Source organism: Arthrobacter sp. 2YAF22_2, assembly GCF_052114645.1.
Lineage (GTDB): Bacteria > Actinomycetota > Actinomycetes > Actinomycetales > Micrococcaceae > Arthrobacter.
This window is the reverse complement of sequence record NZ_JBFRFD010000245.1, coordinates 1-5,401: the sequence shown is the minus strand read 5'-3', so window position 1 is coordinate 5,401 and position 5,401 is coordinate 1. Positions and strand designations below refer to the sequence as shown.

Here is a 5,401-nt window from a genome sequence, read left to right as displayed (position 1 = left end):
CTCTGTGGGAGAGTGGAACCATGGAATTTGCGTCGCAGGAACCAGCCCGGGAACGACCGCAGCCCCCGAAGGTCTCGGGCAGCCAGGCCTTCCGGCTGGCCCACCTGGTCTCGGACACGGTCAACCGCTTCCGCCTCAAGGCCGCCAGAAGCTGGAAGTTCAGCCCGCAGACCATCGCCTACCAGGGCTACGGCTCCACCGAGTGGGTGCGGGTGCTGGGCCGCGTGGTGCTCACCAGCAGGCCGGTACCCGGCAGCCGGGCGGAGCAGGCAGCGCAGAACGGCAACCAGAACGTCCGCGGCTGGCGCGCCTTCACGTCGGTGCCGATCCAGTTCGCCGAGGTGGACATCGAGATCGGCGGCGTCACCGCCCGGGTGCACGCCGACCGGGGCGGCATCGTGGACACTGTCGTCGCGGTCGCCCTTTCGCCCGGCTGGCACAGCGCGGTGCTGCGGGCCGAAGGCACCGAGCCGGCCCACACGATGATCTATGTCATCGCCCCGGACACCACTCTGGGCATCGTCTCGGACATTGACGACACGATCATGGTCACCGCCCTCCCCCGGCCGTTCCTGGCCCTGTGGAACACCTTTGTGCTTAACGAACGCGCCCGGATGGCCACGCCGGGCATGGCCGTCCTGATGGACCGGCTGCTGGCGGAACACCCCGAAGCGCCGGTGATCTACCTGTCCACCGGACCGTGGAACGCCGCCCCGACCCTGGCGCGCTTCATCACACGCAACATGTACCCGTCAGGCACCCTGCTGCTCACGGACTGGGGACTCACCAATGACCGGTGGTTCCGCAGCGGGCAAGACCATAAGCGCATGAATCTGGAGTTGCTGGCCAAGGAGTTCCCGAACATGCGCTGGCTCCTGTTCGGCGACAACGGCCAGCACGATGAGGCCATCTATTCCCAGTTCGCCCAAGAACACGGCGACCGGGTGGCCGCGATCGGCATCCGCCAGCTCTCCGCCGGGGAGTCCGTGCTGGCCGGCGGCCATTCCGAGAGCGGCGACCACACCGGCTCTACCGTCCCGTGGGTCTACTCGCCCGACGGCGCCGGCCTGGCCAAGCGTCTGCAGGAGCTGGAACTCCTCTAGCCGGCGGCAGGGGCTCCGGCGGCGGGGCTCCCGGACCCGGCCGTGCTACCCGTTTCGGCAGCGGATCCCGGGGTGGTTCCGGTTTCGGCCGCGGTCTCCGTTTCGGCGACGCCGGCGGTGGTTCCCGTTTCGGCCCCGGACTCCGTCCTGTTCCGGGCCGCCAGGAGTTCGCGGAGCCAGTGGAAGGACGCCTTCGGCGTACGCACCATCGTGTCCCGGTCAACGTGCAGCAGGCCGAACTGCTGCTTGTAGCCGGCGGACCACTCAAAGTTGTCCAGCAGCGACCACACATAGTAGCCGCGCAAATCAATCGATTCGGCCGCACCGCCGGGCGAAGTTGCCTCGATGGCGGCTTGGAGGTGTTCGGCGAGGTACCGGACGCGGCGCTCGTCCGGGACGATCAGCCGGCCGTCGGCGTCGTGGATCTCCAGGTCCTCGAAGCTGGCACCGCCCTCGGTGATGTAGACCGGCGGCAGTTCCGGGTAGCGTTCGGCCATTTCCGCCAGCGCCACCGCCATGTAATCCGGCTTGATCGGCCAGCCGTAGGCGGTGATCTCGGTGTCGGGGAAGCTCTGGATGTGGAACGGGGTGCCGGCGCCGCCGTTCAAGTCGTTGCCCATGGCCTCGGCCATCCCCTCGGGCATCGTGCCGTCACCGGGCCCGGCGCCCACCCGCGTCGGCATGTAGTAGTTCAATCCGTAGAAGTCCAGGGGCTGCGAGATCAGCTCCAGGTCTTCGCTGGACGGGCTGAACGAGGAGAAGAAGGTGGCGGCCCGGATGGCGTCCGGGTACTTTCCCAGCAGGACGGGGTCCGCGTACAGGCGGTTCTGAGCCATGTCCATGAGCCCGGCGCTGACCTTGTCCAGCGGGTTGATGGAGGCAGGGACCATCGGTGAATAGACGTTGGTCAGGCCGATCTCGCCGGGTACCTTCGCGGCCCGCAGCGCCTGCATCGCCAACCCGTGGCCCAGCAACTGGTGGTGGACGCTCGGCAGCGCCCTGAGCATGTGGGCTTCTCCCGGCGAGTGCAGGCCCAGCATGTAGCCGTTGGCGCTCACCGTCGCCGGTTCGTTGATGGTCACCCAGCGCGCAACCCGGTCCCCGTAGGCTGCGGCGGCGATAGCGGCGAATTCCCCCAGCCGGTAGGCGGTGTCACGGTTCATCCAGCCGCCGGCCTCGTCCAGCTCCAGCGGCGTGTCCCAGTGGTAGAGGGTGGCCATTGGGGTGATCCCGTTGGCCAGCAGCAGGTCGATCAGCCGGTCATAGAAGTCCAGCCCCTTGGGGTTTACCGGCCCGCTTCCACCGGGCTGGATGCGCGGCCAGGACAGCGAGAACCGGTACGAATCGACGCCCAGTTCCTTCATCAGCGCCACGTCTTCGGGCATCCGATGGTAGTGATCCGTGGCAATCGCGGGGCTGTGGTCGTTGACGATCATGCCGGGCTGGGCAGCAAAGACGTCCCAGCCCGAGGGCCCGCGCCCGTCCTCGTCCAATGCCCCCTCGATCTGAAAGGCGGCCGTGGCCACGCCCATGGTGAAACCGGGCGGCAGAATGGCAGCCAGATCGTGGGCCGAAGCGTTCATGCGGCAAGTCCCCTATGCAGTTGCTGGTCGTTGGTTGATTTTAGGCCCCGGCGGTTGACTGCGCCACAACCGGCACGGTCAATACGTGGCGGCCTCCGGCCCGAACAGGAACTCTTTGGCGTGGGCCACGGCCTTTCTGAAGGCGTCGTTCCGCAGGCTCAGCAGCTGCTCCGCCTCGTCGGCCGCGGGCTCCAGGTAGCCGGTGAAGCCGGGCCTCAGCACCCAGATATCCCCGGCCGGCGGCAAATAAAACACCCCGAAGGAGCGCTCCTGGGTCTCCCCAGCACCCCAGATCGGCACAACCGCCAACGCAGCCCCGGTATCCGGGTTGATCCATTGGGCCCGCGGAAGGGGCAGTTCGTGGGCTTCCGGGTCCAGGAACGGCGCTGTGCCCGTGCCCCACCGTTGCTCGAACCGTTCGTGGAAGGCCGGCATCAGGTGTGAATCGTAACGCCGCCATGCGCTCATGGCTATGCTCCCTCTCCTCTGCTGTTGTCAGCGTGCGTAAAGACCGACGTCGGCGGCCGCATCACTCGGGTCCCCGCTCCCACCGCACCGGCGTCACCCGCAATGCCGGCTGCCGGACTGGGTGGACGCGCACCGGGATTTCCCGACCTTCGGCACCTGCACTGCCCGGCCGGACTGCCAGGGCCGCAGGGTCGTACGCCGCCCGGGCTTGCGGACTCCGCAGGACTGCGAATGCTTCAAGGATGCGCCGCACCTCATCCCCGCCGTCGAAAGCGGCCGCCGCGGAGGCATCGACGTCAGGATGCCGCTGCCGCATCAGCGCACGAAAGGAGTGCTGGATCTCCGCCAGCGTCGCATCCGGCGTGACGTGCAGCGCCGCGTAGAGACCGCGCGGGTCACGGTTCATCGCTTCACCCCATTGACTGGATTAGGCTGGATTCGGCCAGAGGGCGGGGATCCGGCCCCGGCCCAGGGTCGGCCGGATCCCCGCCCGCAGCTGGCGGCAGGACGGCACCTGCCGCCAGGTTACTTGCCGATCTCCTGTAGCTTGTCCTGCGTGTGTTCAATTTCAATCTTGCGCGGCTTGGCCTTCTCCAGCACCGGGATGCGGAGCGTGAGCACGCCGTCGGAATAGCTCGCCTTGACCTTCTCGGTGTCCAGCGTGTCGCCCAGAATGAGCTGGCGGCTGAAGACCCCGCGCGGCCGTTCCGAGGCGATCAGTTCGACATTGGGCTGGGTCGGATCACGCCTTTCAGCCTTGACCGTCAGGACATTGCGCTCGATATCCAGATCCACCGAGTCAACACTGACGCCGGGAAGGTCGAAGGCGACGACGAATTCGCCGTCTTCCTGCCAGGCGTCCATCGGCATGGTCGCGGGCCTTGCCGGGGTTCCGAAGACTTGCTGGGTCAGCCGGTCCAGTTCACGGAACGGATCCGTACGCATCAACATCATTTCCCACTCCTTCAAACATGAGTCCTGAGTCATTTCCTTGCCTATCCGGCCCACCTTAATCTGTGGTGGCGGATATAGATTTTTTATAGCACCAGTGCCAGACTGATGCAAGGCACGAACGGGTGCGCCCGGAACGCGCCGGAACGGCACGTGACGGCAAGGGATAGCAAAGGACGGTGAAGGAGCACGGTGACTGAGGGTCGGCAAGAACTGGGTCTTTACGCTATTTCCGTCGTGGCCCAACTGGTCGGGACCGGGCAGCAGAACATCAGGCTCTACGAACGGAAGGGCCTACTCACGCCGGATCGGACCGCCGGGGGAACGCGGCAGTACAGCAATGCCGATCTGGCGGTTTTGCGGCGGATCAGCGAACTCCTCGAGGACGGCCTGAATCTCGCCGGCGTGGCCAAGGTGCTGGAACTGGAGGCCGTCAACGCCAGGCTCCGCGCGGAGCTTAGGCGGCGCGGGCCGCGCTAGCTCCGCGCGTGCCGCCGCCGGCCTGCCGCTTACTCCCCGCCGGATTCGCGCTTGGAGAGTGTGCCGGTCACTTGTTCTCCCCGGATCCGGGCGGTTCGCCAGGTGTCCAGCAAGATCACCGCGCCCAGGATCACGAAGGAGAGGGACAGCGAGGCGAGGGCGTCGGTGGTCCAGTGGTAGCCGAGGTAGAGCCGGCTCATGGCGGCGAAAAAGATCCCAACGCCGGCCAGCACGAAACCCAAGACGGCGGCCGTCGGGTTCTTCCGGCGCGAGAAGACCAGGAAGGCCGTAATCAGGAGGAAATCGCACGCGCCCAGGACATGCCCGGAGGGGAACGAGAACGTGGTGTCCGCTCCGAACAGCATGAGGTCCACGGGCGGGCGCTGCCGGCCCACGGTGCGGCCGATGAGCTGCGCCAGGATGACCCCGGTCAGCATGGCGCCGGCGAGCACCAGCGGCCGCCAGGCATGCTTGGCAAGCAGCCCCCAGGCCACGGTCACCACGAGGATGATGATCGGCAGCCCAATCGGGCCGAAGATGATGGCCAAGATGATCATGATGGTCGTGGCGGGCTCTCCCCGCAGCGCGACGAGCCCGGAGCGGACCGGCTCGTCGACCGTGCTGATGCCGTCGTGCTGCAGGACGCTGACCAGGATGAACGTGAACAACACGGCGCCGAGAACCATCAGTCCGACGCCAATCCGGTAGAGATTCCGCCGCGCCTCTACACTCATGAAGCGCTCCTCGACCACGAACTTCTCGTGGAAGACACGCCACCAGCCCGACGATTTTCCTGTTTGGTCATGAGCCATGGAC

7 protein-coding genes are annotated in these 5,401 nt (G+C 66.7%); 2 read left to right on the top strand and 5 right to left on the bottom strand.

Annotation, left to right across the window (positions count from 1 at the left end; all coding sequences use genetic code 11):
- Positions 1-2 precede the first annotated feature (2 nt).
- Positions 3-1,103 (top strand): App1 family protein, encoded by a 1,101-nt coding sequence (locus AB4Y86_RS11225; RefSeq protein ID WP_441402311.1) that lies wholly within the window; start codon positions 3-5, stop codon positions 1,101-1,103.
- On the opposite strand, the gene AB4Y86_RS11220 is transcribed toward AB4Y86_RS11225, so the two are convergent.
- The 4 genes from AB4Y86_RS11220 to AB4Y86_RS11205 form a co-directional block, all read right to left on the bottom strand.
- Positions 1,100-2,686, bottom strand: a complete 1,587-nt coding sequence (locus AB4Y86_RS11220; RefSeq protein WP_441402310.1) for a GH1 family beta-glucosidase — start codon at positions 2,684-2,686, stop codon at positions 1,100-1,102. The two genes, AB4Y86_RS11225 and AB4Y86_RS11220, sit on opposite strands and share 4 nt — an antisense overlap.
- Positions 2,687-2,764: 78 nt before the next feature.
- A complete protein-coding gene (locus AB4Y86_RS11215; RefSeq protein WP_441402309.1) occupies positions 2,765-3,154 on the bottom strand; it encodes a hypothetical protein in 390 nt (129 codons plus the stop codon).
- A 61-nt stretch (positions 3,155-3,215) separates the two neighbouring features.
- Positions 3,216-3,560 (bottom strand): J domain-containing protein, encoded by a 345-nt coding sequence (locus tag AB4Y86_RS11210; RefSeq protein ID WP_441402308.1) that lies wholly within the window; start codon positions 3,558-3,560, stop codon positions 3,216-3,218.
- 119 nt (positions 3,561-3,679) lie between these two features.
- Positions 3,680-4,105, bottom strand: coding sequence for an Hsp20/alpha crystallin family protein (locus AB4Y86_RS11205; protein WP_441402313.1), 426 nt, complete (start codon positions 4,103-4,105; stop codon positions 3,680-3,682).
- Positions 4,106-4,297: 192 nt separating this feature from the next.
- Between AB4Y86_RS11205 and AB4Y86_RS11200 the strand changes: the two genes are divergently transcribed.
- Entirely contained in the window at positions 4,298-4,585 is a 288-nt protein-coding gene (locus AB4Y86_RS11200) for a MerR family transcriptional regulator (RefSeq protein WP_441402307.1), read from the top strand.
- A gap of 29 nt (positions 4,586-4,614) precedes the next feature.
- Here AB4Y86_RS11200 and AB4Y86_RS11195 read toward each other — a convergent pair whose 3' ends face one another.
- Positions 4,615-5,397 (bottom strand): phosphatase PAP2 family protein, encoded by a 783-nt coding sequence (locus AB4Y86_RS11195; RefSeq protein ID WP_441402312.1) that lies wholly within the window; start codon positions 5,395-5,397, stop codon positions 4,615-4,617.
- Positions 5,398-5,401 lie beyond the last annotated feature (4 nt).

What these genes read in the sequence shown, in the direction of transcription:
- AB4Y86_RS11220 (WP_441402310.1), bottom strand. Translation starts at nt 2,686, where the DNA reads ATGAACGCTTCGGCCCACGATCTGGCTGCCATTCTGCCGCCCGGTTTC.
- AB4Y86_RS11215 (WP_441402309.1), bottom strand. Translation starts at nt 3,154, where the DNA reads ATGAGCGCATGGCGGCGTTACGATTCACACCTGATGCCGGCCTTCCAC.
- AB4Y86_RS11210 (WP_441402308.1), bottom strand. Translation starts at nt 3,560, where the DNA reads ATGAACCGTGACCCGCGCGGTCTCTACGCGGCGCTGCACGTCACGCCG.
- AB4Y86_RS11205 (WP_441402313.1), bottom strand. Translation starts at nt 4,105, where the DNA reads ATGTTGATGCGTACGGATCCGTTCCGTGAACTGGACCGGCTGACCCAG.
- AB4Y86_RS11195 (WP_441402312.1), bottom strand. Translation starts at nt 5,397, where the DNA reads ATGGCTCATGACCAAACAGGAAAATCGTCGGGCTGGTGGCGTGTCTTC.